At 72.4% G+C, this 25,790-nt stretch carries 20 protein-coding genes; 9 read left to right on the top strand and 11 right to left on the bottom strand.

Going from position 1 to position 25,790, the window contains the following annotated elements:
* Positions 1 to 4: 4 nt before the first annotated feature.
* From JK361_RS14880 to JK361_RS14860, 5 genes are all read right to left on the bottom strand, one after another.
* Positions 5 to 2,401: a galactose oxidase early set domain-containing protein gene (locus JK361_RS14880; protein WP_201817340.1), complete on the bottom strand. Its 2,397-nt coding sequence runs from the start codon at positions 2,399 to 2,401 to the stop codon at positions 5 to 7.
* The gene (locus tag JK361_RS14875) at positions 2,398 to 3,579 is read right to left on the bottom strand and encodes a glycosyltransferase (RefSeq protein WP_201817337.1); all 1,182 of its coding nucleotides are present in this window, start codon (positions 3,577 to 3,579) and stop codon (positions 2,398 to 2,400) included. The genes JK361_RS14880 and JK361_RS14875 overlap by 4 nt, the downstream gene beginning before the upstream one ends.
* Entirely contained in the window at positions 3,576 to 5,228 is a 1,653-nt protein-coding gene (locus JK361_RS14870) for an ArnT family glycosyltransferase (protein ID WP_201817333.1), read from the bottom strand. The genes JK361_RS14875 and JK361_RS14870 overlap by 4 nt, the downstream gene beginning before the upstream one ends.
* On the bottom strand, positions 5,225 to 6,493 hold the full coding sequence (locus tag JK361_RS14865) for a glycosyltransferase (protein WP_201817330.1): 1,269 nt from the start codon (positions 6,491 to 6,493) through the stop codon (positions 5,225 to 5,227). The genes JK361_RS14870 and JK361_RS14865 overlap by 4 nt, the downstream gene beginning before the upstream one ends.
* A 213-nt stretch (positions 6,494 to 6,706) precedes the next feature.
* Positions 6,707 to 8,740, bottom strand: a complete 2,034-nt coding sequence (locus JK361_RS14860) for a thioredoxin domain-containing protein (protein WP_201817319.1) — start codon at positions 8,738 to 8,740, stop codon at positions 6,707 to 6,709.
* A gap of 430 nt (positions 8,741 to 9,170) precedes the next feature.
* Between JK361_RS14860 and JK361_RS14855 the strand changes: the two genes are divergently transcribed.
* Positions 9,171 to 12,374, top strand: a complete 3,204-nt coding sequence (locus tag JK361_RS14855) for a tetratricopeptide repeat protein (RefSeq protein ID WP_201817318.1) — start codon at positions 9,171 to 9,173, stop codon at positions 12,372 to 12,374.
* An 85-nt stretch (positions 12,375 to 12,459) separates the two neighbouring features.
* Here the strand turns inward: JK361_RS14855 and JK361_RS14850 are convergent, their stop codons facing one another.
* Positions 12,460 to 12,705: a hypothetical protein gene (locus JK361_RS14850; RefSeq protein WP_201817311.1), complete on the bottom strand. Its 246-nt coding sequence runs from the start codon at positions 12,703 to 12,705 to the stop codon at positions 12,460 to 12,462.
* A complete protein-coding gene (gene mca / locus JK361_RS14845; protein WP_201817307.1) occupies positions 12,698 to 13,579 on the bottom strand; it encodes a mycothiol conjugate amidase Mca in 882 nt (293 codons plus the stop codon). Before mca ends, JK361_RS14850 begins: the two co-directional genes overlap by 8 nt.
* Before the next feature lie 154 nt (positions 13,580 to 13,733).
* On the opposite strand from mca, the gene JK361_RS14840 reads away from it, so the two are divergent.
* A complete protein-coding gene (locus JK361_RS14840; RefSeq protein ID WP_201817295.1) occupies positions 13,734 to 14,132 on the top strand; it encodes a DUF4307 domain-containing protein in 399 nt (132 codons plus the stop codon).
* Positions 14,133 to 14,322: 190 nt separating this feature from the next.
* The gene (gene greA / locus JK361_RS14835; protein ID WP_201817293.1) at positions 14,323 to 14,823 is read left to right on the top strand and encodes a transcription elongation factor GreA; all 501 of its coding nucleotides are present in this window, start codon (positions 14,323 to 14,325) and stop codon (positions 14,821 to 14,823) included.
* 97 nt (positions 14,824 to 14,920) lie between these two features.
* Here the strand turns inward: greA and JK361_RS14830 are convergent, their stop codons facing one another.
* The 3 genes from JK361_RS14830 to ilvA form a co-directional block, all read right to left on the bottom strand.
* The gene (locus JK361_RS14830) at positions 14,921 to 15,778 is read right to left on the bottom strand and encodes an ABC transporter permease (RefSeq protein ID WP_201817290.1); all 858 of its coding nucleotides are present in this window, start codon (positions 15,776 to 15,778) and stop codon (positions 14,921 to 14,923) included.
* Positions 15,775 to 16,758 carry an ATP-binding cassette domain-containing protein gene (locus JK361_RS14825; RefSeq protein WP_201817289.1) on the bottom strand — a complete coding sequence of 328 codons (984 nt, stop codon included), beginning with the start codon at positions 16,756 to 16,758 and terminating at the stop codon, positions 15,775 to 15,777. The genes JK361_RS14830 and JK361_RS14825 overlap by 4 nt, the downstream gene beginning before the upstream one ends.
* A gap of 466 nt (positions 16,759 to 17,224) precedes the next feature.
* Entirely contained in the window at positions 17,225 to 18,454 is a 1,230-nt protein-coding gene (gene ilvA / locus JK361_RS14820) for a threonine ammonia-lyase (RefSeq protein WP_201817281.1), read from the bottom strand.
* Positions 18,455 to 18,616: 162 nt separating this feature from the next.
* Here ilvA and JK361_RS14815 point away from each other — a divergent pair, with 162 nt between their 5' ends.
* From JK361_RS14815 to JK361_RS14805, 3 genes are all read left to right on the top strand, one after another.
* On the top strand, positions 18,617 to 19,123 hold the full coding sequence (locus JK361_RS14815) for a MarR family winged helix-turn-helix transcriptional regulator (protein ID WP_201817651.1): 507 nt from the start codon (positions 18,617 to 18,619) through the stop codon (positions 19,121 to 19,123).
* Positions 19,124 to 19,224: 101 nt separating this feature from the next.
* Positions 19,225 to 19,728, top strand: coding sequence for a sigma factor-like helix-turn-helix DNA-binding protein (locus JK361_RS14810; RefSeq protein WP_201817278.1), 504 nt, complete (start codon positions 19,225 to 19,227; stop codon positions 19,726 to 19,728).
* Positions 19,729 to 19,780: 52 nt separating this feature from the next.
* Positions 19,781 to 20,029 (top strand): hypothetical protein, encoded by a 249-nt coding sequence (locus JK361_RS14805; RefSeq protein ID WP_201817276.1) that lies wholly within the window; start codon positions 19,781 to 19,783, stop codon positions 20,027 to 20,029.
* A 13-nt stretch (positions 20,030 to 20,042) separates the two neighbouring features.
* Here JK361_RS14805 and JK361_RS14800 read toward each other — a convergent pair whose 3' ends face one another.
* Entirely contained in the window at positions 20,043 to 21,197 is a 1,155-nt protein-coding gene (locus JK361_RS14800; protein WP_201817273.1) for a cystathionine gamma-synthase, read from the bottom strand.
* A 163-nt stretch (positions 21,198 to 21,360) separates the two neighbouring features.
* On the opposite strand from JK361_RS14800, the gene JK361_RS14795 reads away from it, so the two are divergent.
* The 3 genes from JK361_RS14795 to JK361_RS14785 all read left to right on the top strand — a co-directional run bounded on the left by JK361_RS14795 (position 21,361) and on the right by JK361_RS14785 (position 25,780).
* The gene (locus JK361_RS14795; RefSeq protein WP_201817270.1) at positions 21,361 to 22,479 is read left to right on the top strand and encodes a hypothetical protein; all 1,119 of its coding nucleotides are present in this window, start codon (positions 21,361 to 21,363) and stop codon (positions 22,477 to 22,479) included.
* 424 nt (positions 22,480 to 22,903) lie between these two features.
* A complete protein-coding gene (locus JK361_RS14790; RefSeq protein ID WP_201817267.1) occupies positions 22,904 to 24,535 on the top strand; it encodes a M48 family metallopeptidase in 1,632 nt (543 codons plus the stop codon).
* Positions 24,536 to 24,679: 144 nt separating this feature from the next.
* The gene (locus JK361_RS14785; RefSeq protein ID WP_201817265.1) at positions 24,680 to 25,780 is read left to right on the top strand and encodes a hypothetical protein; all 1,101 of its coding nucleotides are present in this window, start codon (positions 24,680 to 24,682) and stop codon (positions 25,778 to 25,780) included.
* Positions 25,781 to 25,790: the final 10 nt, after the last annotated feature.

Raw genomic sequence — 25,790 nt, 5'->3', positions numbered from 1 at the left:
GGGCCTAACGCAGGTCGGCCTTCCCGCAGGCGACCCGGTCCCGGTTCCGGTCGAGGCCCAGTGGGTCGTCCCCGCCGTTGACCTTCAGCCGGCCGTACTGGTTCTGCTTCAGCCAGGCGCAGCGGGCCGCCGCGGTCTTCTTCACCTTCGGCGGGAAGACCGTCGGCACGCACACGTTGACCGAGCCGTAGTGACGGTCGCAGCCGGAGACGGCCGTGCCGACCTTCTGCGAGGTCCGCCTCTGGCCGGGGCCGGTGACCTTGCCGGTCAGCGAGTCCGCGAAGGAGTGGACGTGCGGGGAGGCGGCGGAGGCGCTCAGGGCCGTCGGCCCCGTCAGATGCACCCACTTGGCCACCGACGGCACCCCGTTCGCGTCGACCGCGAAGAGCATGTACCAGCCGGGCGGGGCCAGGTCGGGGTTGTTCGTCACGTTGAGGTCGACGTTGTTGCCGTCCACCGACAGCGGCAGGTCGACGAAGCGCTGGTTCGGGTCGGAGGAGTGGGTCACCGCGGCCGGGCGGATGAGTTCCGCCTTGGCGACGGGCCGGTCGACGGTGATCCGCTGCGTGTCGCCGTACTTCCACTCCTGGTCGATCACCGAGGTGATCGCCGGCCGGGTGCCCTTGTAGAGGTAGGGCGGGGTGTAGATGGACACGTCGTGGTTCCAGGTGCCGTTGCCCGGGTTGTCACCGGTGGCCATCACGCGGCCGTCGGGGAGCAGGAACGCCGAGGAGTGGTAGCCGCGGGACTCGGGGTCGGCGGCCACCGGGTCGAAGGTGTTCGTCGCGGGGTCGTAGATCGAGGACTCGTGGACCGGGTCGGCCCGGTTGTGCAGGCCGCCGCCGGTCTCCAGCACCTTGCCGTCGGGCAGCAGTACGGCGGAGACGTACATCTTGCCCTGGTCGCCGGTCTCGGCGACCTTGCCGGCCCCGAGGTCGACCGTGCCCTGCGGGATCGGCGGCCCGGCGGTGTACGACGGGTTCGGCTGCTTGAGGTCGATCAGGTCGGTGAGCCGGTTGGCGTCGGGGTTGGAGTCGATGTTGCCGCCGCCGAGGGTGAGCACCTTCTGGTCCTGTGCCGGCGGGAGCAGCACGGACGCCGACTGGTCGCGCTCGTCCTTCTTCCGGAGGCCGGGGATCTGCGTGATGGTGTTGGCGTCGTAGTCGTAGACCGCCGAGCCGGTGCCGGGGATGTTGTTGCCGAAGACGTGGCTGCCCGTGTAGAAGAGGCGTCCGTCCTGCATGAGGATCATCGCCGGGTACAGGCCCCAGTACGACCAGGTCTGGTTGACCTTCCACAGCGGCTGCCACTGCTGGTCCTTGTCCGACCAGCGCTCGGCGGTCACCGACCCGGTGGAGTCCTCGCGGAGCCCGCCGAAGGAGATGACGTCACCGTTGCCGAGTTCGGTCGCCGACGGGTACCAGTGGCCGTCGTTCATGTCGTTGGTCTTGCTGTAGCTCTCCGTCTTCGGGTCGAAGATGTACGAGTCCTTGAACCCCTCGTAGCCGTGGCCGCCCGCGACCGGGTAGGCCTTGTTGCCGCTCATGACGAGCACCCGGCCGTCCTGGAGCTGGACATGGCCCGCGCAGAACATGTCCTTCGGCGTGGGAACGACCCGGTAGGTGCCGTTGGCCGGGTCGTACACCGCGGAGGTGAAGGTGCCGGCGGTGAACTGCTCCTCGCTGTTGCCGGATCCGGCGATGAGCAGCACCTTGCCGTTGCTGAGGACGACGGAGTGCATGGAGCGGACCGGGTTCCGCGTCGCCAGCACGGACCAGCTGCCGTTCGCGCACTGGTCGTCGGTGCCCGTGCAGCGGGCGGGCGGCACCGGGTCCGCGACCTGCTCCATGGTGTAGTCGTCGGTGGTCGCCGAGCCGGTGCCGTAGACGGAGACGCCCCAGGTGATCCGGTCGGTGCCGGCCGGGACCTCGGGGGTGCGGACCGCGGCCTGCGTCCAGCCGGAGGCCATCTCCAGGGTCTTCAGGTCGGTCCAGTACTGCCAGCCGGCCGTGGTGTCGTGCCGGAACAGGGTGATGTTGGCGTCGGGTGTCGTGGTCTTGTACCAGAGCCCGAGGTCGTACTGCCTGCCGGCGGACACCACCGGCGCGCAGTCGGCGGACTCGGTGATCAGCGCCTTGCGGTCACCGCCGGCCCGGCGGGTCAGCGTGACCTTCATCGCCTTGCCGCCGGAGTGGGCGTCGGAGGTGGTCTCGTAGCGGAAGTCGTTGTCGCCCCAGCCCGACTTCTCCCAGCAGTACGGCATGTCGCCGGTGCCGGCCGTCTCGAAGCCGGGGTTCTTGACCAGGTTGGCGGCCTCGGCGCTCTGCGGCGAGGTGAGAAGCAGACCGGCGGTGAGGGCGCCCACCCCGGCCAGTGCGGTCCGTCTGCGGTATCTGCTCACACGGCTCTCCTTGCGGTCGTACGGTTCCCGGGTCGGCGGCGCGGGAGATAGACCAGCGCTTCGGTGCCGACGAAGCGCAGGACGAACGTCAGCACCAGCGCGAGCGCGGTGGCCGGCAGGGCGCCCATGCCGAACCGGTGCACGAGCAGCGCGATGAGCGGGATGCGCAGCACGAGGTCGGCGTTGGCGAGCAGGGCGAACCGGCCGAGCCGGTCCCGGCCGCGGCGGTGCGCGCGGCGGTCCCGGAACAGCAGCTGCTCGATGAGCAGGAAGTTCCAGGCGACGCCGAGCTGGTTGGCGAGGATCTCGGCGGGCACGTAGTGCAGGCCGAGGGCGTCGAGGACGTACAGGCCCAGCAGGTTGGGCACGAATCCGCTTGCGCCGATCAGCCCGAAGCCGATCAGCCGGGCCAGGGGCGTGCGGGTGCGCAGACCGGCGAGGCGGCGCAGGAGGCGGAGGCCCTCCCGGACCGTGGGCCCGGACTCGCCCGCGGACCGGTCCTGGGGGACGAACGGCACCTCCGTGACCCGGCGGGGACGGTGGACGGCCAGTTCGAGCAGGGCCTCGCAGCCGAGGGGCCCGAGGAGGTCCGGGGTGACCGCGCTGCGGCGGACGGCGAAGAATCCGCTCATCGGGTCGCTGATGCCGTGCAGCCGGCGCGGGAACAGGGCCTTGGTGAGCCGGGCCGCGCCGCGCGACACGGCCACCCGGCGGCCGTCGGCGAGCCCGCCCCGGTGGCCGCCCTCGGCGTACCGGGAGGCGACGACGAGTTCCGCGCCGGCGTGCTCACCGGTGGCGACCAGCTCCGGGACCAGGGACGGGGGATGCCGGCAGTCGCCGTCCATGACGACGATCCACTCGGAGCAGGCCGCCCTCAGCCCCTCGGCCACGGCCCCGCCGGGCCCGCCGGCGGGATCCTCGCGGTGCAGGACGGTCACCGGGAACGGGCAGTCCTGAGCGGCCTCGCGGATCACCTCGGCGGTGTCGTCGGCAAAGTCGTCCACGAAGACGACCTCGCAGGGCAGCCGGCCGGGCACCGACTCGGTGATCAGGCGCAGCAGCCGCCGCACGTTCCCCGGCTCGCCGGGGCTCGCCACGACGACGGTGACGGCCCCGGGCTCCGGGACCTCGACGGCGTCGAGGCCGGGGACCGGGGCGGTGTACTCGTGGTTCGTCATCGGGCGCCGCCCGCGGTCGCCGCCCCGATCCGCCGGATCTCGATGCGGTCGTCCCCGGTGCCGAAGGTGGCGACCGGCGTGGAGTGCTCGATGGCGGCCCGGACGTTCGGCAGGTCCTTGGCGTCCCGGCGGACGGTCGGCGAGGCGACGACGTAGTCGAGGTCCCGCCAGCCGTGCGGCATGGTCCTGGTGACGGCCGGGTCCAGGTCGGCCTTGTAGAACCAGATGGCGCCGAGACCGGGCCGGTACCCGGCGTGCACGAGGTCGAGCCACAGGGCGTCGTCGACGAGGACCCGGGTGTGCCCCGGGTCGTCGACCCGGCCGGCGAGCCAGTGGGATGCCTGCCGGTAGGGCTTGTTGGCGTCGGCGGTGAGGGCGGTGCGGTTGCCGTCGTACCAGTGCGGCACGACGTAGGCGCCCGCGGCGAGCGCGAGGACGGCGGCCAGCGCGTACCGGGCGGCCGAGACGGCCCGTTTCTCGCCCTCGGCCCGCCACCGGCGCAGCACCGCGTGGGCCACGGAGGCCGTGCCGCCGGCCAGCACCAGGGCGAGGAAGGGCAGTGCGCCGATGACGTACATGGCGGGCAGGTAGCCGTCGGGGCGCATCGCCACGGCGGCGAGGACCGCCACCGCCAGGGCCGGTCCCGCGAAGGCGCGGGCGGTGACCGACCAGCGCCAGGTGAGGATCAGCAGGAGGGCTCCGGCGAGTCCGCCGAGGGGCAGGACGCGGTCGTAGTACAGCCAGGAGTGCAGCACCCCGTGGGAGCCGGAGTCCGGGTCCAGGACGAATCCCGAACCGGGCCGGGACATCTGGTAGTTGACGCCCTCCAGCAGCGAGACGTGCCCGCTGCCCGGGAACAGCTCGCCCTTCAGCAGGGCGAAGAGCGGGTAGGAGAGGCCGATCAGGGCGCAGGCGGTGACGGCCCCGGTGAGCGCGAACTTGCGGGTGTCGCGGTGGCTGTGCCGCCACATGGTGACGAACAGGGCGGGCAGGACGACGAGCATCGTCTCCTTGGTGAGGACGCCCGCGGCGGCGGCGAGGCCCGCGCCGAAGTGGTGCCAGAGGTGGCGGCTGGGCGAGGCGGCGAGGCAGAAGGCCAGCAGCAGCCACATCACGGCGATGTTGTCGAGGAAGATCTCCCGGCTGAGCACGACCGCGAGCGGGGAGAGCCCGAAGAGGGCCATGCCGAGTCCGGCCGCCCAGCGGGGCAGGGAGAGCCGGCGGCCGAGGACGTAGACGAGCACCGCGCTGATCCCGCTGATCACCAGCATGGTGATCCGCATGGCGCCGACGGTCATGGAGTCGGGGCTGAGCGCCGAGGGGATCCAGGTGAGCAGGGCTATCTGGATCCAGCCGAGCGGCGGGTGGTCGTACCAGTAGGTGTAGTGGGCGAGGCCCCGGCCCTCCTGGACGGCCCAGGCCTGGGCCAGGTAGGTGCCCTCGTCGTCGCTGAGGGTCGGGTAGGCGGCGATGTTCCAGCCCTGGACGACCAGGATCGCCGCGAGCAGGACACCGCAGAGCAGCAGGTCGGGGCGGGAGGAGCGGAGCCTTGCCGGAGGCTCCGTCCGGCCGGACGAAGGGGACGTGGGCGCAGGCCGGCGCTGCGCGGGGACCGTGGCTCCGGTCACCGCGGGGAGAGTCGAGGTCACGCGGGGACGTCCTCTCGGATCGGCTCGGCCGCGGTGAGGTGCGCGCCGACGTGGCTGGTCAGCTCCCAGTCGTTGCGGCCGCGCTGCTCGCGCCACACGGCACGGATCGCGGCCCCCGCGAGGAGTACCTGGTAGAAGGGGCCGCCCACGATGAGCTTGACGTAGTGGACGAGGCGGACCCGCAGGCCGTACTGCCGGCCGAAGTCGTGCAGTCCGACCACCTCGAACACGAAGGTGACGGCGGCGGTGACCAGCGGCAGGAAGGTGAGGAAGGCGATCCCGACGGGCACGTCGAGGAAGAGCGCGACGGCCGCGTTCAACGGGATGATCACCCCGGAGAACGCCTGGAGGAACGGCGTCATCAGCGTGTACCGGGCGAGCAGCCGCTGGCCGAATCCCGGGAGTTGCCGCCAGTCCTTCTTCCGGTAGACCTGGAGGAATCCCTGGTTCCAGCGGGTGCGCTGCTTCAGCAGCGACATCAGCGAGCCCGGGGTCTCCTCGCGGGTGACCATGTCGGAGTCGTAGGCGACGACGACCTTCTTGCCGACGCTGGACAGCCGGACGCCCAGGTCGCAGTCCTCGGCGAGGCAGTCGGGGTCCCATCCGTCCGCCTCGCGCAGCACGTCCGTGCGGACGAAGACGGTGTTGCCGCCGAGCGGGATGAACCCCTTCTGCGCGTGCAGGTGCAGCCGGGAGCGGAACCAGAAGAAGTACTCCAGGCAGTTGCGCAGGCTGTACCAGCTGGAGTGGAAGTTGATGAGCTGCACGCCGCCCTGGACGACGTCCGCCCCGGTCGTCCGGAATGCGTGGTCGACGTGGGCGAGCAGCTCCGGATGGACCTGGTCCTCGGCGTCGAAGACCCCGACGACGTCACCGCGGCAGTGCGGCAGCGCCGTGTTCATGGCCTTGGGCTTGTTCTTCTTCTCGTGGGTGTCGACGACCACCCGCACCCGCGGGTCCCGGCCCGCGGCCTCCTCGGCCACGGCCGTGGTCTCGGGGTCGTCGTGCCCCACGATCACGATGATCTCGAAGTCGGTGTGTGTGGACTCCAGCAGCCGCTGGATGGTGTGGTCGAGCACGGCCTGCTCGTGCCGGGCCGGCAGGAGCAGCGAGAACGACAGGTGTTCGGCGCCGTCCGGCCTGCCGAACCGGGTGGAGGCGAGCACCTCGGGCGTGCGCCACGCGTGCATCTGCCACCACAGCGTGAAGGCCGCCATCCAGAACAGACACAGCGAAACGGCAGCAATGAAGACAGACGTCAGCAAACAGATCCCCCCAGATCCGAAACCCCCCTGCGGATGTGACGGTTCGCCACATCCGCTGCTGCGCTGTGGAGAGAGTAGGCGGAAACCGTGAAGTGCGGAATCTGTTCAGATAAAAAGCGTTTTTCGTATCGGTGATATGAGTAGCGGGATCTTTACGAACACTTGCTCAAATGAGGACAGTCCCGGCCTTCCGCTTGTCCGGATGCGCGCCGGTCAGCGCGCCTTCACCGCCGCACGCAGCCGCTCCGGATCGGCGGTCGGGGCGTCGCACGTGAAGTCACGGCAGACGTACGCGGCCGGCGCGCCGCCGAGGAGCGTCCGGTCGGCGAGAAGGGGGAACTCGTCGCTGCCCGGTGTGCCGAGCGCGACGACGGCGCCGGGGGCGGTGCCGAGAAGGGCCGTGCGGTGCAGGGCGGCCGTCGCCCCGTCGGCGAGGGACGGTCCGACGACCGCGACCTCCTTCGGCCCGTCGAGCAGCGCCTCCGCGGCGGCCAGCCCCCACCCGATGAACCGGGGCACCCGCGGCCCCAGCGTCTTCACGATCCCCAGCGCCCGCTCGGCCGCGGTGCGGTGCGCCTCGGAGCCGGTGTGGGCGGCGTAGCTCAGCAGCGCGCCGGCCGCGGCGGTCCAGCCGGAGGGAGCCGCGTTGTCGGTGGGGTCCTGGGGCCGGCGGATGAGCTGCTCGGCGTCGGAGGCGGTGTCGTACAGGGCGCCGGTCTCCGGGTCGGTGAACCGGGTGAGCACATGGTCGAGGAGCAGCCCCGCGAAGTCGAGCCAGACGCCCTCCCCGGTCACGGAGGCGAGCGCGAGGAAGCCCTCGGCGACGTCGGCGTAGTCCTCCAGGACGCCCGCGTTGGGGCCGACCCGGCCGTCCTTGCTGGTGCGGGCCAGCCGGGCGTGTTCGTCCAGGTGGACCCGGACGAGCAGGTCGGCGGCGCCGAGGGCGGCCTCGGTCAGGTCGGGCCGGCCGAAGTAGGCGCCGGTCTCGGCGAGCGCGGCGACGGCGAGCCCGTTCCAGGCGGCGACCACCTTGTCGTCCCGGCCGGGCGCGGGCCGCTCGGCCCGCTTCGCCAGCAGCCGGCTCTTGACGGAGGCCACCTTCTCGGCGTCGAACACGCCTTCCGTCTGCGGGAGCTGGAGGACGGACCGGCCGTGCTCGAAGGTGCCCTCGTCCGTCACGCCGAAGTACTGGACGGCGAGTTCGGCGTCGTCGCCGAGGACCTCGCGGAGCTGTTCGGGCGTCCAGACGTAGTACGCCCCCTCCACGTGCCGTCCGGTGCCGTCGTCGCTGTCGGCGTCCAGCGCGGAGGCGAAACCGCCCTCGGCGGTGCGCAGTTCGCGGACCATGAAGTCGGCGGTCTCCAGCGCGACCCGCCGGGCGAGGTCCGAGCCGGTGGCCCGCCACAGGTGGGCGTACACCCGGCAGAGCAGGGCGTTGTCGTAGAGCATCTTCTCGAAGTGCGGCACGACCCAGTCGCGGTCGACGGAGTACCGGGCGAACCCGCCACCGAGCTGGTCGTACAGACCGCCCCGCGCCATCCGCTCACAGGTGTCCTGGGCCATCTGCAACGCGCCCTCGGCGCCGGTGCGCGCGTGGTGCCGCAGCAGGAACTCCAGCACCATGGACGGCGGGAACTTGGGCGCGCCGCCGAATCCGCCGCGCTGCGGGTCGTACTCGCGGGTCAGCCCGAGGAGGGCCTGCGCCGGCTCCTGCTCGCCGGGCGCCTCGGCGGCCTGCCGGACGATCTCCCGCTGGGCGAGGTCGCGCACGATCTTCCCGGCGACCTCGCCGACCTCGTCACGGCGGGTGCTCCAGGCCTGCCGGACGCCCTCCAGGATCTGGCGGAAGGAGGGCATCCCGTGGCGCGGGGCGGGCGGGAAGTAGGTGCCGAAGTAGAAGGGCTCCGCGTCCGGGGTGAGGAACACGGTCATGGGCCAGCCGCCCTGCCCGGTGGCCGCCTGGACGGCCTCCATGTACACGGCGTCGACGTCCGGACGCTCCTCGCGGTCGACCTTGACGCTGACGAAGTGCTCGTTGAGGTAGTCGGCGGTGTCCTGGTCCTCGAAGGACTCGTGCGCCATGACGTGACACCAGTGGCAGCTGCTGTACCCGACGCTCAGCAGCAGGGGTTTGTCCGCCCTGCGCGCCTCGTCGAAGGCCTCGGCCGACCACGGCCACCAGTCGACGGGGTTGTCGGCGTGCTGGAGCAGATACGGGGACGTCTCATGGGCCAGTCGGTTCGCCATGTGCCCATCCTGCCGCAGTACTCGCACGGCGCACGTCAGGCCCAGACGGTGACCTCGATTTTCGCCAGGGGGATCACGATGCCGACGACCCACCAGGCCCAGCGCGGCTGGTGTGGCTGCTGTGGCGGCTGTGGTCCCGGCGGCGTGCCTCTGAACGCGCCGTTGCCCGCGGACATGTGCTCCCCCGTCTTGGCTTTCCGCCGTCCGTGCCGTCGATGCGGGCATCACGACAGCCACACCGGCGGGTCTTCACACCGACTCGCACGGTCACCGGGGCCGCGGCTTCCGGCCCGTCCCCTCACGCCGACGCCGGACCCTCGGCGAGTCGCCACACTTCCCCCACACCCCACCGATCGTCACCCCCTCGCGCTGCCGCCTCCCCCGAAGGACACTCGTAGGCAACGGAGTTGCCGCCGGAGGGGGACGGGACATGCGGGACGGCCATCGGGCGGAGGCCGAGCGGCTGCTGGTGCGGGCCGTGGAGGAGGAGGTACGGCGTTCGGGCGGGCGGATCGACGGCCGGCTGCTGCTGTCGCGGGCGCGCGGTGCGCTGGACGCGATGGCCGGCGCGGCCGGTGAGGAGTACGAGGCCTATGCCCGCGCCCTGGACGAGGCGGAGGCCGGGCGGCTGACCTTCGGACAGCGGTACGCGCGCGCCGGCGCCGGAACGGCCCTGCTGGTGGCTGCCGTTGCGGCCGTCGCCGCCGCCGTCGCCGACCTCGCGCTCGGCACGGGCGCCGGACCGGCCGTCGGCGCGGGTGCCACCGCGGCCGTGGTCGGCGCCGCCGCCACCGTGGTGAAGGTGGCCGGTGCCCATCTGCCCGCCGCCCACCACCGCGCGGGCGCGGCCGGCCAGCCCGGCGGCGCGGAACAGCTGCGGTTGCAGTGGCTCACCGCGCTGGAGGTGCGGGGCATCCGGCCGTTCCTCGACCAGCAGCGGGTGATCAGCGCCTCCACCGGCGCGAAGAAGACCGCCGGCCCGGCGCTGCGCGGCACGGACAAGAGCGCGGCGGCCCGCAGGCGCTCGGTGCTGGAGCAGTCGTTCGGCCATCTGCCGGAGGCCGACGGCCCGTTCGCGGGGCGCCGGGAGGAGCTGGGGCGGATCAGGCAGTGGGCGCAGGCGGCCCGGGCGGCCACCGAGACCCGGCCGACGGTGGTCGTGCTGCACGGCGAACCCGGCTCCGGCCGGACCACGCTCGCCGTGCGCGCGGCGCACGAGCTGCGGGACCACTTCCGGGGCGCCGTGGTGGTTGACCTGCGCGGCGGCAGCCGCGAGGAGGCGCCGCTGGCCACCCGGGACGCCCTGCTGCACCTGCTGAACCGGCTGGGCGCACCGCGTGAACAGCTGCTGTTCCGGGAGCGCTCCTCCCCCGACCAGCAGGTCAAGCGGCTCAGCGAGCTGTACCACCGGCACCTGACCGGTCTGCCGGTGACGATCGTGCTGGACGACGCCTCGGACCCCGAGCAGGTGCGCTCCCTGGTGCCGGAGCGGTCCGACAGCCTGGTGCTGGTGACCAGCCGGACGCCCCTCGACCTGCCCGCGGACCTTCAGGCCTGGGTGCATGAGCTGCCGGTGCGGGCGCTGGACGCGGCGGGCGCCGAGGAGCTGCTGTCCGCGACGGCCGAGGACGCCTCGGGGCCGTACGACGCCGAGTCCGCCGACCAGGTGGGCCGGTTGTGCGGGGGGCTGCCGCTGGCGCTGCGGGTCGCGGGATCGGCGCTCGGCCCGCGCTCACCCCGGCAGCTGGCCACGGACCTGGGCGCCTACGGCCCGGTGGAACCGGTGGAGAGGGCCCTGTGGCTGCGCTACACCGACCAGCCGGAACCCACCCGCCGGCTGCTCAGGAGGCTCGCCCTGGCGGGCCGGGCCTCGCTGGGCGCGGCGGCGGCCGCCGCGCTGCTGGCCACCGACGAGGCGGAGGCCACCCGGCATCTGGTGGCGCTCTCCCGGGCCGGGCTGATCGACCATGTGCGCGGCAGCCGCTACCGGCTGCACGACCTGGTGCGGGCCTTCGCGCACGCCCGGCTGCTGGACGAGGAGGACCCGGCCGAGCGCGCGGCGGCGCAGGAACGGCTGATCGTGAACTACGCGGAACTCGCCGACTCGGTGCTGCGCCTGGTGGACGGGAACATGTCGACGCGGTCGAACCAGTTCGGCTCGCACGGCTTCCCCTCGCTCGACGAGGCGCTGCGCTGGCTGGACGACGAGTCCAGCTTCATCACGGCGGCCCTGCGGCACGCGGAGGGCGTGAACCAGGCACCGGTGCTGAACCTGCTCGGCGCGCTGTGCGACTACTGCCTGCTGCGCGGCGACCTGTACCGGCTCGGTGAGATCAGTGAGCTGGCGCAGTCGGTGGACCAGGGGCTGCTGGTGCGCTCGGTGCAGTGGCGTACCGGTATCGCGGCCCGGCAGCTGGGCGAGCTGGACAAGGCACGCACCACGCTGACCTCGGTCGTGGACCTGTACCGGGAGGCCCATCACGACGCCGGGGCGGCCCGCGCCCTGTGCTCGCTCGGGATCACGCTGCACCATCAGGGCAACCTCACGGAGGCGGCGGCCAGGCTCCAGGAGGCGCTGGACATGCAGGCGGCGCCGGAGCTGGCGACGGACCGGGCGTGGACGATGCACGCGCTGGCGGCGGTCCAGCGGGACCGGGCCCGGCTGGCGGAGGCGCAGGACCTGCTCACCCGCTCCCTGGTCCTGCACCGCGAGGGCGGCTCGGTGCACGGCGAGGCGTGGGCGCACTTCCAGCTGGGCCAGCTGGCGCTGCGGCTGGGGGACGTGCCGCGCGGGGAGACGGAGCTGCGGGCCGCTCTGGAGCGGTACGGCCGGACCCGCGACGCCCGTGGGGAGGCGTGGGCGCTGACCCAGCTGGCCCGGGCCCGGCTGGTGGCCGGCGAGCCCTCCGCCGCCGTGGAGGCCCTGCGGCAGGCGGTCGCCCGGCACCGGGACAACGAGGACGTGCGCGGTGAGGCGTGGACGCTGTACTACCTGGGGCAGGCGCTGGAGGAGACCGGCGAGCTGGACCAGGCGGTACGCGACCTGGAGCGGTCCCGGACGATGTTCTCCCGGATGCGGGACGTGTACGGCCTGGCCTGCGCCCGGCACCACTCGGCGCGGGTGACCCGGGACCAGCGGGCCGCGCAGACGGGCTCGCTGCTCAACTCGGGGTTCGCCCGTCAGCTGCTGGTGGACGCGCGCGCCGACTTCCAGCGCATCGGCGTCGCCCACGGCGAGGCCTGGACCTGCCTGGAGCTGGCCGTGGTGGACGCGGGCAACGCCCGCACCCAGCAGGCGCTGGCGCTGTGCGACGAGGCGCTCGCTCTGTTCGCGTCTTACGGCGACCGGCGCGGCGAGGACTGGGCCCGCTTCCTGCGCTGCACCCTGCTGCCGTACGCGGCGCCGGGCGGGGTGGAGGTGGGCACGGCGGTCGCCCAGGAGGAGCTGGCCCAGCTGGCCCGCGCCACGCATCCGCTGCGGGACGAGAAGCTGGACGACTACGTCTCGGCTTACGCCCTGCTGCTGGAGCGGGGGGTCCAGCTGGAGGCCGGCTGGCAGGCATGGCGGCTGCGCATGACTCCGGACCGCCACGCCCGGGAGGTGATGGGAGTGGCGGTACCGGCGGACCGCTGACCCCCGCGGTCAGCCCCATGGCGCGCCGCTGTGCGATGGACGACCCTCGCGGTCAGCCCCGTGCCGCGATGGACGACCCTCGGGGTCAGCCCCGCTGTGCGGTGGAGTCGGTCTTCTCGGCCGGCTCCACCTCGGCGTCCGGGGACTCCTTGAAGTCGACCTTCTGCATGTGCTTGCTCATCGACTTCATCAGGCCCCACACGGCCAGGGCCATCACCGCGAAGACGATGAAGCCGAGGACGCCGGGGGTGACCTTGTTCTTGTCGACCTCCTTGGCGAGGGGGACGAGATGCGTCACTGCCAGGCTCACGCTTGCGCTCATGTCAGGCATTGTCCCGGATGCCCGCGAAGAGGTCGTCCTCGGGGATGGACGTATCGACGAGAGACTTCGCCAGCTCGTACTCCTCGGTGGGCCAGACCTTCCGCTGGAGCTCCAGCGGCACCTTGAACCAGCCGCCGTCCGGGTCGATCTGCGTGGCGTGGGCGATCAGCGCCTTGTCACGGATCTCGAAGAAGTCCGCGCACGGGACGTGGGTGGTCAGCGTGCGCTCCGAGCGCTCCATCTCGTCCCACCGCTTGAGCCAGTCCCCGTACGGGGACTCCAGGCCGTGGTCGAGCATCGCCTGGTGCAGCGCCTCGGTGCGGGGGCGGTTGAAGCCCTGGTTGTAGTAGAGCTTCTGCGGCTGGTAGGCGGGACCGAACTCGGCCTCCGGGTACTTCTCGGTGTCCGCCGAGCCCTCGAACGCCACCATGGAGATCTTGTGGGTCATGATGTGGTCGGGGTGCGGGTAGCCGCCGTTCTCGTCGTAGGTGGTGATCACCTGCGGGCGGAAGGAACGGATCTTCCGCACCAGCTCACCGGCCGCCTTGTCGACGTCCTCCAGGGCGAAGCAGCCCTCGGGCAGCGGCGGCAGCGGGTCGCCCTCCGGCAGGCCGGAGTCCACGAAGCCGAGCCACTCCTGCTCGACGCCGAGGATCTCGCGGGCCTCGTCCATCTCCTTCTTGCGCACCTCGTGGATGTGCTCCTCGATGTACGCGTCGCCCTGAAGCTTGGGATTGAGGATGGACCCGCGCTCTCCGCCGGTGCAGGTCACCACCAGCACGTCCACCCCCTCGGACACGTACTTCGCCATGGTGGCCGCGCCCTTGCTCGACTCGTCGTCGGGGTGCGCGTGGACGGCCATCAGTCGCAACTGGTCAGTCAAGACTCAATCCTCGTTAAGTCGGCGCCCCGGGTTCGTGGGGCATTCAATGATGCCGTCCCGGGGGTACGTCGGTGAGGGGCGGCGGTCGAACGGCGGGCGAAGGCTTCTATAGTGACCGAAACGGGGGGCGAATAATTCCGCGGAGAGGACGATCATGAGTACCGCGAGCACGCGGCTGCCCGAGGGCCGCTACGGCCGCCCCTCGGACGAGCGCGCCGACCGCAAGCTCAAGATCGCCGGGTCGGTGCTGGGCGCGGTGCTGCTCGCACTGATCGGCTACTTCGCGTACCACTACGTCGCCGAGAACGAGATCAGCGCCCAGGTCATCGCCTTCAAGGCGTCCGACGACGCGGTCCAGGTCCATCTCGAGGTCCACAAGGACGCCGGCGCCTCCGGCTACTGCACCCTGCGGTCCCAGTCGTCCGACGGCGCCGAGGTCGGCCGGGCCGACTTCCGCTTCTCCGGCTCGGCCACGCGGATCGACAAGGTCGTCACGCTCCGTACGACGGCGCGGGGGACGACGGCGCAGCTGCTGGGCTGCCACACCGGCTGACGGCCGCCGGACACTCCCCGGCTTCGCCCGGAATGCGTAGGCCCCGACCTGCGTTGTTCTGATTCTTATGGCTTATGTCCTCCCCCTTCCGGCCGTGAATTGTTAGGCTCGTGGTTTCGCCCACCCGAGAGGGAACATTCTTCTGGGTAGGGCGATGCTTTGTATTCCCAGTACCGACGAGGAGCACCCTGTGACCCAGACCAGCGAGAACGTCACCTGGCTGACCCAGGAGGCGTACAACAAGCTCAAGGTCGAGCTTGAGTACCTTACTGGTCCTGCGCGCACGGAGATCGCCGCCAAGATCGCGGCCGCGCGCGAGGAGGGCGACCTGCGCGAGAACGGCGGGTACCACGCGGCCAAGGAGGAGCAGGGCAAGCAGGAGCTGCGTGTGCGGCAGCTGACCCAGCTTCTCGAGAACGCGAAGGTGGGCGAGGCTCCGGCCTCCGCCGACGGTGCCGTCGCGCCGGGCATGGTCGTCACGATCGCCTTCGACGGTGACGAGGACGACACGCTGACGTTCCTGCTCGCCTCGCGCGAGTACGCGAGCGCCGACATCGAGACGTACTCCCCGCAGTCCCCGCTCGGCTCGGGCGTGATCGGCCACAAGGTCGGCGACGACGCGGAGTACGAGCTGCCGAACGGCAAGAAGGCCTCCGTGCGGATCCTGAAGGCCGAGCCCTACTCGGGCTGACCCCTTCCCCGGTTCGCTTCGTGCCCCCGGCGGCCCCTGAGGGCCGCCGGGGGTTTTGTCATGCCCGGAAACCGTCGCGCGGCCGGTGCCCCGCGCGTCAGGCGGTCGCCGAGCGGTACTTGCGCACCGCGAGGGTGCGGAAGACCAGGATGATCAGGACCGAGTAGATCAGTGAGGCCCAGACCGGGTGCTCCATCGGCCACGCGCCCGAGTCCGACTGCCCGGGGTTGGCGAACAGCACGCGGGTCGCCTGGACGGTGGCGCTGAACGGGTTCCACTCGGCTATGTGCCGCAGCCACGGCGTCATGTTGCCGGTGTCCACGAACGCGTTGGAGAGGAAGGTCACCGGGAAGAGCCAGATCAGCCCGCCGGAGGTGGCCGCCTCCGGGGTCCGTACGGAGAGTCCTATCAGCGCCCCGATCCAGGTGAACGCGTACCCGAGCAGGAGCAGCAGGCCGAAGGCGGCGAGGATCTTGCCGGGGTTCGTCGCGCCGTCGGAGCCGGCCCGCCAGCCGACCAGCAGCGCGACGACGGCGAGGACCAGCAGGGTGAGCGCCGTCTGCACCAGGTCGGCGAGCGTGCGGCCGGTCAGTACCGCGCCACGCGCCATGGGCAGCGAGCGGAAGCGGTCGATGAGGCCCTTGTGCATGTCGTCGGCGATGCCGGCGCCGGAGCCGGCGGTGGCGAAGGTGACGGTCTGCGCGAAGATGCCGGCCATCAGGAAGTTCTTGTAGTCGAGCGCGCTGGTGCTGGCGCCGATCTTCATGGAGCCGCCGAACACGTAGGTGAACAGCACCACGAACATGATCGGCTGGATCAGCCCGAAGATCAGCATTTCCGGGATCCTGGACATGCGGATCAGATTGCGCCGGGCGACGATCAGCGAGTCACGGACGGACCGGCTCACGGGGTTGCCGTGCGCCGCGACGGGTACGGCCTCGGTGACGGTGCTCATTTCACGGCCTCCTTGCCGTTCTGCTCGCCCTGGCCGGCGGCCTCCGCCGCATGGCCCGTCAGGGACAGGAAGACGTCGTCGAGGGTGGGGCGGCGCAGCCCGACGTCGTCCATCTCGATCCCGCGCGCGTCCAGCTCGCGGATGACCTCGGCGAGCAGCTTGGCGCCGCCGGTGACGGGCACCGTGAGCTTGCGGATGTGCTCCTCGACCGTGGTCTCGCCCTTGCCGAAGCCGCGCAGCACCTCCGCGGCGGTCGCGATGTGCTCGCGCTCGTGCACCACGACCTCGACGCGCTCGCCGCCGGTGCGGGCCTTGAGCTGGTCGGAGGTGCCCTTGGCGATGACCCGGCCGTGGTCGACGACCGCGATGTCGTGGGCCAGGTGGTCGGCCTCTTCCAGGTACTGCGTGGTGAGCAGCAGGGTCGTACCGCCCAGAACGAGCTGTTTGATGACCTCCCATAGCTGCTGGCGGTTGCGCGGGTCGAGGCCCGTCGTCGGTTCGTCCATGAACATCACCGGCGGCGAGACCACGAGGGCCGCGGCGAGATCCAGCCGGCGGCGCATGCCACCGGAGTAGGTCTTGGCGGGGCGGTCGGCGGCGTCCGCGAGGTTGAACTGGTCCAGCAGCTCCGCGGCGCGCGCCTTGGCCGCCTTCGCCCGCATCTGGTACAGCTGGCCGACCATCCGCAGGTTCTCCCGGCCGGTCAGGTACTCGTCGACCGCCGCGAACTGGCCGGACAGGCCTATGGAGCGGCGCACGGCGTCGGGGTGCCGCAGCACGTCCACGCCCGCGACGACCGCCTTGCCGCTGTCGGGGCGCAGCAGGGTCGTCAGGCAGCGGACCGCCGTCGTCTTGCCGGCGCCGTTCGGCCCGAGCAGGCCGAGGACCGTGCCCTCGGGCACATCGAGGTCTACGCCGTCCAGTGCCCGTACGTCACCGAAGGTCTTCACCAGGCCTTCGGCATAGATGGCGCCTGGCATCTCTGTCTCCACGTCGTCGGGGATCTCGGTGCGGGGGTTGTCCGCAACAGTTGCCGTGGGCCCCCTGCGACACGTCGGCGCCGGCGACCGTCGCACGGACGTGGGCGGACGCCCGGCGATCGACTGCCGGCTGCCGGCGATCGGCGATCGGCGGCCATGCGGGAAACCATAACGCGATGTATCGCGTCTCTCAATAGATTTCACACGGGCGGGTGACGGCGGTGCACACCCCGAGGGTGGCGGGGCCGGGACGCCGCGATGCCGGGGCCGGGAACGGTGGGGCTGGGGCCGGGAACGGGGTGCCGGGTCCGGGAAGCCGGGGTGGTGGGATCGGGAGCCGGGGTGCCGGGTCCGGGAAGCCGGGGTGGTGGGGCCCGAAACGGCGGTGCCCGGGCCGGGAGCCGGAGTGCTGGGGCCTGGAACGGGGGTGGTGGGTCCGGGAGCCGGGGGTGGTGGGTCCCGGGTGTCAGTCGGTGACCGTGTAGCCCGCGTCCCGCAGGGCCCGGCCGACCTCGACGCAGTGCGCCGGGCCCTTCGTCTCCAGGTGCAGCTCCACCTCGGCCTCGGTGAGCCCGAGCCGCGGGTCGGTACGGACATGGCTCACGTCGAGGACGTTGGCGTCGACCGCCGACAGCACCCCGAGGAGCGTGGCGAGCGCACCCGGCCGGTCCGTCAGCCGCAGCCGTACCGCGAGGTAGCGGCCCTGCGCGGCCATGCCGTGCCGCAGCACGCGCTGCATCAGCACCGGGTCGACGTTGCCGCCGGAGAGCACCGCGACGACCGGGCCCTCGAAGGCGTCCGGCGCGGCCAGCAGCGCGGCGACCGGACTGGCCCCGGCGGGCTCCACGACGAGCTTGGCCCGCTCCAGGCAGAGCAGCAGCGCCGCCGACAGCCGGTCCTCGCTGACCGTCCGCACCTCGTCGACCAGCTCGCCGACGATCCCGAACGGCACCACGCCCGGCCGCCCCACCTTGATGCCGTCGGCCATCGTCGCCGGGTTCCGCAGCGACACGGGGTGCCCGGCGGCCAGCGAGGGCGGGTAGCAGGCGGCGCCCTCCGCCTGCACGCCGACGATCCGGACGTCCGGGCGGATCGCCTTCACCGCCACCGCGATACCGGCCGCGAGTCCGCCGCCGCCCATGCCGACGACGATCGTGCGCACCTCGGGGCACTGCTCCAGGATCTCCAGGCCGACCGTGCCCTGGCCGGCGATCACGTCCGGGTGGTCGAAGGGGTGGATGAACACGGCGCCGGTCTCGGCCGCGTACTCCTGGGCCGCGGCCAGCGTCTCGTCGACCACCTGGCCGTGCAGGCGCACCTCGGCGCCGTAGTCCCGGGTCGCGCTGATCTTCGGCAGCGGCGCGCCCTTCGGCATGAACACCGTGGCGTGCACGCCCAGCAGCGAGGAGGCCAGCGCCACGCCCTGCGCGTGGTTGCCGGCGCTCGCGGCCACCACGCCGGCCGCCCGCTCCTCCGGCAGCAGCCCGGAGATCCGCACATAGGCGCCGCGCAGCTTGAACGAACCGGTCCGCTGAAGGTTCTCGCACTTCAGGTGCACCGGTGCGTCGATCAGCTGGGACAGGTGCCGGCTGCCCTCCATCGCCGTCGCCCGGGCAACGCCCGAGAGCATCTTCTGGGCGCCACGCACGTCGTCGAGAGTTACGGAACGCAAGGATTCGGCCGTGCGGTAGCTCATGACTCCAGCATCGCAGTTCACGTTCGCGCACGACGGGCGTGACCAAGCAGCGAGACCGGTTTCCGCAGCGCCGGTACGGGCCGGCGCCGGGCCGCGTACCCTGTCCCCCAACCCAGCAGCCCTTCATGAAGCGAGCCTCCGGCCATGCCCACAACACCTGAAATGTCGATGGACATGACGACCGTCGGTGACACCGGTCTTCTCGACACCCTCCAGCACGAGGTAGCGGTGTTCGCCCGCCGTGCCGAACAAACACGGCTCGGCGGCGTCGGCCAGGTGCGCAACTCCATGGACCGCGCCGCGTACCTGCTGCTCAACCGCCTCGACAAGGAAGGCCCGATGGGCGTCAAGGCGCTCGCGGCGAGCATGGGCATCGACTCCTCCACGGTCACCCGGCAGGTGGCGCCCCTGGTCGACACCGGGCTCGTCAAGCGCACCTCGCACCCGGAGGACGGGCGGGCGGTGGTGCTCCAGCTGTCGCCGCGCGGTGCCGCCCGGCTGGAGGAGGTGCGTTCGTCACGGCGTCAGCTCATGGCCGAGCTGACACACGACTGGGCGCCGGAGGAGCGCGAGCAGTTCTGCACGCTCCTCACCCGCTTCAATCACGCGCTCTCGGCGCGGATGTCGGTGCAGAACGTTCCGGCGGCGGAGCAGCCGCCCGCCTCCTGAGTCACGCACCGCACGGGAGCGGTCCGGAGTCTTGACCCCGGGGCCGCCGCTGGCCTCATATGAGACCGGGTCCGGACAGGGCCCCGTCGGGGGGAGGCGTGGTGCGTGATCGGCAGCCGGCCCGCGGTGCCCACCGGGCCCGGGAGTTCGAGGCGTTCGTCGCGGGTGCGGCGGGACGCCTGCTGCACGCGGCCACCCTGCTCACCGCGGAGGCGCCGGACGCCAACCCGCGCGCGCGGCGCCTGCTGACGCTCGCGCTCGCCCACACCTACGCGCGCTGGGACCGGCTGCGCGGCGAGGACCCGTACGACTGCGCCCGCCAGTACCTCGCCACTCGCTTCGCGCGCAGCACCTGGCACCAGTACGGCCCCTTCGGCCGGGCCCGGACGGATCCGCGCAGCCCGCTCGCCGGGCTCACCCCGCAGGAACGGCTCGTTCTCGTCCTGCGGCTGTACGAGGGGGTCGCCGAGGAACAGGCGGCGGCCCTGCTCGGCCTGCCCGCGGAACGCGTCCACACCCTCTGCGACCGCGCGACGGCGACCGTGCTGCACCCCGCCCGGCAGACGCCCCCACGCCCGGTGGGCAGAAGGGTGGCGCCCTCATGAGACACGCCGGCGGATCCGTCCGGGCGGGCGAGGGGCGACCAGGGAGGCCGTGGTGAAGCGGGGCGAGCGGGAGGACGCCGTGCGGCGGATCATGGAGCGGGCCGTGGCGCCGGTGCCTCCCGAGCTGTGCGCCGACGCGGTGCGCCGCGGGGACCGTCTGCTGCGGCAGCGGCGGCTGGCACGTCGCGTGCTGTGGCTGCTGGTGTGTGCGGCGGCCGTGGCGTTCGCCGTGTGGGCGGCCGAGGCGCAGCCGTGGGTGGAGCCGCCCTCCGAGACGACTCCACCGATCACCGGCTGGTGACCGCGGCCGGCCGCTAGCCGAGGGCCTGCTTGAGGTCCTCCAGCAGGTCGTCGACGTTCTCGATGCCGACCGACAGGCGCACCAGGTCGGCCGGGACCTCCAGCAGGGAGCCGGCGACGGAGGCGTGCGTCATCCGGCCGGGGTGCTCGATGAGGGACTCGACGCCGCCGAGGGACTCGCCGAGGGTGAAGATCTTGGCGCGGTTGCACACCTCGACCGCGGCCTCCTCGCCGCCCTCGACCCGGAACGACACCATGCCGCCGAACGCCTTCATCTGCTTGACGGCGACGTCGTGGCCGGGGTGGTCGGGCAGCCCCGGGTAGCAGACGCTGGTCACGCGGGCGTGCCGGGTCAGCATCTCGGCGATCTTCGTGGCGTTCTCGCTGTGCCGGTCCATGCGCACCGCGAGGGTCTTGGTGCCGCGCAGCACCAGCCAGGAGTCGAAGGGGCCGGCGACGGCGCCCATCGCGTTCTGGTGGTAGGCCAGCTCCTCGCCGAGCGCCTGGTCGTTGACGATCAGCGCACCGCCGACCACGTCCGAGTGGCCGCCCATGTACTTGGTCAGGGAGTGGACGACGACGTCCGCGCCGAGCGACAGCGGCTGCTGGAGGTAGGGCGTGGCGAAGGTGTTGTCGACGACGAGCCGCGCGCCCGCGTCGTGGGCGACCTGCGCGACGGCGGCGATGTCGGTGATGCCGAGCAGCGGGTTGGAGGGGGTCTCCACCCAGACGGCCTTGGTGTCAGGGGTGATCGCGGCCCGGACGGCGGCCGGGTCGCTGGTGTCGGCGACCGACCACTCCACCCCCCAGCGGGTGGCGACCTTGGCGAAGAGCCGGAAGGTGCCGCCGTAGGCGTCGTTCGGGATCACCACGTGGTCGCCGGGGGTGAGCAGCGTACGCAGCAGTGTGTCCTCGGCCGCGAGGCCGGACGCGAAGGCGAGGCCCCGGCGACCGCCCTCCAGCGCGGCGAGGTTCTCCTCCAGGGCGGTGCGGGTCGGGTTGGCGCTGCGGCTGTACTCGTAGCCGCCGCGCAGCCCGCCGACGCCGTCCTGCTTGTAGGTCGAGACCTGATAGATCGGCGGGACGACCGCGCCGGTGAGGGGATCCGCGGTGTTGCCCGCGTGGATCGCGAGGGTCTCGAAGTGTTCGCTGATATGCCTGTCGCTCATGTGCACCGAGCGTAGTGCGCCCGGCAGGTTCCTGACGTCCGCGATGGGCCGCTCGTCAGGTTCTGCATCACCCGGCGTTCCCCTGTCATGTACCGACTGTGAGTTGTCCACAGGTCGAGGGTGGGGTTCGCCAATTGCCGTCGGCGTCTGGTTCGCTTGACGCATGGCGATTCTCTGGCTGCTGATGGCGCTGCTCATGCTGAGCCTCGTCCTGCTCCCGGTCCTACGGCGCAGGCGCGGGGGCATCGAGCTGGTTTCCCCGGGACACCCGGACGCCGCCGACCCGGCGGCCTACGGCTTCGCGCTCCAGGAGGAGCTGGACGTGCGCCTGCCCGGCCCGGACCAGGACCTGCTGGAGGTCCTGGAGCTGGTGCAGCGCACCCAGGACTACCGGGCCGCCGCCCAGCTGCTGGCCGGCACCGAGTCCGAGGGCGAGCTGCGCTGGCAGCGGGTGCAGGCCTTCGCCGGCGCCGCCGCGCTGGAACTCCAGCAGCGGCCCGGCGGGGTGCACGAGACGCCGGGCGGCCAGTGGCTGCGGGTGTGGCGGGCCGAGCAGCCGAAGGACGCGGGCGGCGCGGCCGTCCACGCCGAGTTCCTGGTGCAGCAGGCCTGGCGGACGTCCACACCGGGCACGGACGACTTCCGGATCATCATGGAGGAGGCCCGGGATGCCTGCGGGCAGGCGGCCCTGCTGGCTCCCGGCGACCCGGTGCCGTATGTCGCGGAGCTGTCCATCGCGCGTGGACTGGCTTACTCGCAGGCCGAGTTCGAGCAGCTGTGGCTGAAGGTCCTGGACCGCGCCCCGCAGCACATGGGCGCGCACCTGGCGGCGCTGCACTACTGGTGCGAGAAGTGGCACGGCTCGCGCGAGCAGGCGTACTCCTTCGCCGAGGCCGCCGCGGCCCGCGCCCCGCAGGGCTCCCCGCTCGCCGCGCTGCCGCTGTTCGCGGTGTTCGAGCACCTCCCGGAGGTGAACCTGGTCGCGAGCTTCTACCAGAGCGAGGTCGTCACCAAGGCGATCCACGGCGCGCTGCACGCGACGCACACCGCGGACCCGGGCGACCCGACGCTGCCGCACGTGCGGCATCTGCTGATCTTCTTCCTGGTCCGCGCCGAACGCTGGGCGGAGGCCATGGAACAGCTGATACACGTCGACGGGCACGTCGGCGCGCTGCCGTGGATCCTGTCCGACGACCCGGCCGCCGCCTTCGCCCTCCACCGCGCGCTGGCGGTGGCCGGTTACGAGGCCAACGGCGGCAGCCCGGCCACCCTGCCCGGCTGAGCCGCCGACGGCCGACCGCCCCCGGCGCCGGACCACTTCCCGGCGCCGGCCCCTCCCCGCGCCGAACCACTTCCCGCGCCGGACCACTTCCCGGTTCCGGACCACGCCCGGTTCCCGGTTCCGGACCACACCCGGTTCCCGGTTCAGGACCACCCGGGCCGCCCCCACGCGGCCCCACACGACCCCCGGCACCACCGCGCACCACGCACCACCGCGCACCAACCCTCCCAACCCTCCCAACCCACGCACTCCCGTCCTTACACGGCGCTGACATTGCCCTTCTGACCTGCGGTAGGGCATACTCCGGCATCCCCCCACACCGCACGACGCGCACCGACCGGACACCCGACCAGTGTCCCGTCACGCCCTTTTTTCACCGCTTCGTCATGTCCTTTTCCTGAGGTCCTGTGGGGGGATCTGCCCGATGGGCGCAACTCTGCGCGCGCTGCGCGCCCTCGTCCTGCTGCTCGGCTTCTATCTGCTGAGCCTCGTCCTGCTCGCCGCGCTGGCCGGCCTCGATGTCCTGGTGTTCAGCTGGGGACACGGCCCGCTCACGCTGAAGGTCGGCATCATCACGGTGCTCCTGGGCATCCCCGTCGTCCGCGGCATGCTCATGCTGCGCACTCCCAAGGGCGAGGAGCCGCCCGGCATCCCGGTGACCGACGCCGAGGAGCCCCGGCTGTGGGCGCTGGTCCGGGAGCTGGCCGCGGCGGCCGGCACCCGCGCCCCCGACCGGATCCTGCTCACCGGCGAGGTCAACGCGTCCGTCAGCGAGAATCCGCGGCTGCTCGGTCTGCTCCCCGGCCGGCGCCGTCTCACTCTCGGCGTGCCGCTGCTGATCGGCCTGACCGAGGCCCAGCTGCGGTCCGTGCTCGCCCATGAGTTCGGGCACTTCACCGGTGGCGACACCCGGCTGTCCGCGCTCGTCGTGCGCGGGCGCGTGCAGATCGGCCGGGTCATCGGCCAGTTCCACGCCGCGGCGGACGAGAAGGTGGCCGCCGACCGGGCCCGCCAGGAGCGGGCGTCCGCCAAGCGGGTCGCCAAGGGCAAGAAGGCCAAGCAGATCGACACCACGGGCGTCGGGGCGACGTACCGGACGATGGCGCGGATCTACACCGCGTACGGCAGGCTCTACCTGCGCGCCTCCCTGTCCACCGCACGCGGCCAGGAGTACGCGGCCGACCTGGCCGCCGCCCGGATCGCCGGACGTGACGCGACCGCGTCGGCGCTGCGCGAGATCCCGGTCCTGTCCACCTCCCACGACTTCTACGTGGACTCCTACGCCACCCTGGGCCTACAGGCCCGGCTGCTGCCGCCGCGCGGCGAGTTCTTCGGCGGCTTCGGCCGGCTGCTGACCGCCCGGGAACCGGAGCTGGCGGGCCTGCGCTCGGAGCTGCCGGAGGAGCCGGCCGGGGCGTACGACTCGCACCCGCCGATCGCGGACCGTGTACGCCGGATCGAGGCGCTGCCCGCCGACGGCCGCACCGGCGAGGCCACGGGCGCGGCGCTGGCCCTGCTGAGCGACCCGGCGCGCACCCTGGGCGCGCTGGAGGACAGCGTCCTCCTCGACGAGCTGCTCACCTACCCGCGCGCCGCCGGCTGGCAGGAGCTGCTGGACGCCTCGATGGCCGCGGGCCTGTCGTCCGCGCGGACCCCGCTGCACCATGCACTGGCCACGTACACCGGGAAGCCGGCGACGCTGTCCACGCTGCTGGACGTCATCGACGACGGCCGGCTGTGGCGGCTGGCGGAGCAGCTGCCCCTGACGGAGGAGGCGGCCGCCGCGAAGGGGCGGGTGTTCCGCGAGTTCGTACGGCCCGCGCTGCACCGCTCGCTGCGCACGATGGTGCTGGCCGAGTTCAGCTCCCGTTCGCTGCTGCACTGGGAGTTCTCCTGGACCCGCCCGGCGTCGGTGCGGCTGCCCGGCTGGGGATCCGAGACGGACGACGACGGCCCGGAGACCGCGCTGGAGGGGGCCCTGGAGGCGGCGGTCGCCGACCACCCCGACACCGAGCGGCTGCGCGCGCTGCTGCCGCCGGCGATCCAGACCGCCTGACCGGCCCTCCCCCCGACCCGACCGGCCCTCCCCGCCGACCCGACCAGCCCTCCCCGCCGACCCGACCTGCCCTCCCCGCCGGCCTGACCAGCCCTCCCCCACCGGCCTGACCAGCCGCTTCTCGAAAACGAACGGACCGACTCGATGACCGTCCTCTTCTGGATCCTCGGCATCCTGGCCGTCCCCACGGCGATCTTCGTGCTGTGGCTGGCCTGGGTGTTCCTGAAGGAGCTCTTCTCCCCCACCCCCGACGACGACACGAAGGCCGCCCAGGCCGCGGCGGAGCTGGGCCTGCTGCCCGCCGAACGGCAGAACACCGAGCTGGCCGCGCCCCTGCCCAAGGAGTGGGCCACCGCGCTCGCCGCGGTGCGCGGCGGTGACTGGGTCCCGGGCGCCGAGGTGCTCACGGCGATCGGCCGGGACTGGGACCGCCGGTCCGCGTTCACCGCTCTGCTGGCCGAGATCGCGGCCGAGGAGGACACGTGGCTGCTCGCGTGGGAGGCCGCCCGGCGCGACGACCCGGACGCGGCCGGGGTCCGGGCACGCAGCACGGTGTACCTGGCGTGGGAGATACGCGGCGGCAAGCGGGCCCAGTACACCACCCGGGAGCAGTTCGACGGCTTCCACCGCACGCTGACCGCCGCCCGTGAGGAGATTGCGAAGGCGGCGGCGCTGAACCCCGACGACCCGACGCCGTTCGTCGCGGAGATCTGGGTGGCGCTGGGCCTCGGCTATCCGAACGCCGAGATGGACAAGCTGTGGGCCGAGCTGACCAGTCGCGCCCCGCACCACTACGAGGCGCACTACGCGGCGCTTCAGTACTGGTGCGCGAAGTGGCGCGGCTCGCAGCGGCTCGCGGTCGAGTTCGCCGAGCGGGCGGCGGCCGACGCGCCGCTGGGCAGCCTGCTGACGGCGCTGCCGCTCATCGCGCACTTCGAGCACGACGAGTCGGACACCACCGCGGCCGACAACACCCCGGAGATGGTGGCCCGGGTCGACGCGGCCCTCAGGGACGCGGCGGCCGCCGACCCGTCCCACCCGCGGCTGCCGGAACTGCGTCACCTGCTCGCGTTCTACCTGCACCTCCAGGACCGCAACGAGGCGGCCCTGGAACAGTTCAAGCTGGTCGACGGGCATGTGAACGCGCTTCCGTGGCGCTACCGCAACGACCCGGCCGGGTACTTCTGCCAGGTCCGCGACACGGTCGTACAGGCGGTGGCGGAGGCCACGGCGGCGAACGGCTGACCCGGCCCGA

The sequence above is a fragment of the Streptomyces musisoli genome, assembly GCF_016741855.1.
GTDB lineage: Bacteria > Actinomycetota > Actinomycetes > Streptomycetales > Streptomycetaceae > Streptomyces > Streptomyces musisoli.
The sequence above is the reverse complement of the archived record's forward strand: the minus strand, read 5'-3'. Positions and strand labels throughout refer to the sequence as shown.

Excerpts from the sequence above, each read along its gene's own strand:
- JK361_RS14825 (WP_201817289.1), bottom strand. The coding sequence starts at position 16,758 with ATGCCAGGCGCCATCTATGCCGAAGGCCTGGTGAAGACCTTCGGTGAC.
- JK361_RS14785 (WP_201817265.1), top strand. The coding sequence starts at position 24,680 with ATGACCGTCCTCTTCTGGATCCTCGGCATCCTGGCCGTCCCCACGGCG.
- JK361_RS14800 (WP_201817273.1), bottom strand. The coding sequence starts at position 21,197 with ATGAGCGACAGGCATATCAGCGAACACTTCGAGACCCTCGCGATCCAC.
- JK361_RS14855 (WP_201817318.1), top strand. The coding sequence starts at position 9,171 with ATGCGGGACGGCCATCGGGCGGAGGCCGAGCGGCTGCTGGTGCGGGCC.
- JK361_RS14790 (WP_201817267.1), top strand. The coding sequence starts at position 22,904 with ATGGGCGCAACTCTGCGCGCGCTGCGCGCCCTCGTCCTGCTGCTCGGC.
- JK361_RS14860 (WP_201817319.1), bottom strand. The coding sequence starts at position 8,740 with ATGGCGAACCGACTGGCCCATGAGACGTCCCCGTATCTGCTCCAGCAC.
- JK361_RS14840 (WP_201817295.1), top strand. The coding sequence starts at position 13,734 with ATGAGTACCGCGAGCACGCGGCTGCCCGAGGGCCGCTACGGCCGCCCC.
- JK361_RS14875 (WP_201817337.1), bottom strand. The coding sequence starts at position 3,579 with ATGACGAACCACGAGTACACCGCCCCGGTCCCCGGCCTCGACGCCGTC.
- JK361_RS14850 (WP_201817311.1), bottom strand. The coding sequence starts at position 12,705 with ATGCCTGACATGAGCGCAAGCGTGAGCCTGGCAGTGACGCATCTCGTC.
- JK361_RS14830 (WP_201817290.1), bottom strand. The coding sequence starts at position 15,778 with ATGAGCACCGTCACCGAGGCCGTACCCGTCGCGGCGCACGGCAACCCC.
- ilvA (WP_201817281.1), bottom strand. The coding sequence starts at position 18,454 with ATGAGCTACCGCACGGCCGAATCCTTGCGTTCCGTAACTCTCGACGAC.
- JK361_RS14815 (WP_201817651.1), top strand. The coding sequence starts at position 18,617 with ATGTCGATGGACATGACGACCGTCGGTGACACCGGTCTTCTCGACACC.
- JK361_RS14795 (WP_201817270.1), top strand. The coding sequence starts at position 21,361 with ATGGCGATTCTCTGGCTGCTGATGGCGCTGCTCATGCTGAGCCTCGTC.